Here is a 351-nt window from a genome sequence, read left to right as displayed (position 1 = left end):
TTAATTGCATAATAGCAGTCGCTACTAATGCCTTTGAAATTTAACCAATTTAAAAAGTTGTCTCTGTATTATTCGGTACTTGTTTCTCTTTGTTCGCCATACCGTATCCTTTATTCAAAAGATCTTTTCCGTTCTTCACAATAACAGCTGTCCCGCTAAATCCTGCGTTTTGTAAATTTTGATCTAATTGAGCGTTTTCATTAATTTCTTGAGGTGGTCCCTCAGCAGGCTTTTCCACAGCTTGTGGTTGCTTCACTTGTTCTTCTAGTTCTTCCTGCTCTTTTTGTTTTTGTGCTTCTTGTTTCTTTTTTTCTTCTTCTTTCTTTTTCAGCTCTTCTTGTTTCTTCATTT

1 pseudogene is annotated in these 351 nt (G+C 35.3%); it reads right to left on the bottom strand.

What is annotated here, in order from left to right:
• Nucleotides 1-52: 52 nt before the first annotated feature.
• Nucleotides 53-351: pseudogene (locus ACSG5Z_RS29790) on the bottom strand (serine hydrolase domain-containing protein); the annotation flags it as partial.

The sequence above is a fragment of the Bacillus pretiosus genome, from assembly GCF_051294775.1.
GTDB lineage: Bacteria > Bacillota > Bacilli > Bacillales > Bacillaceae_G > Bacillus_A > Bacillus_A wiedmannii.
Note: the sequence above shows the minus strand (reverse complement) of the source record. Positions and strands in the feature narration are given on the sequence as shown.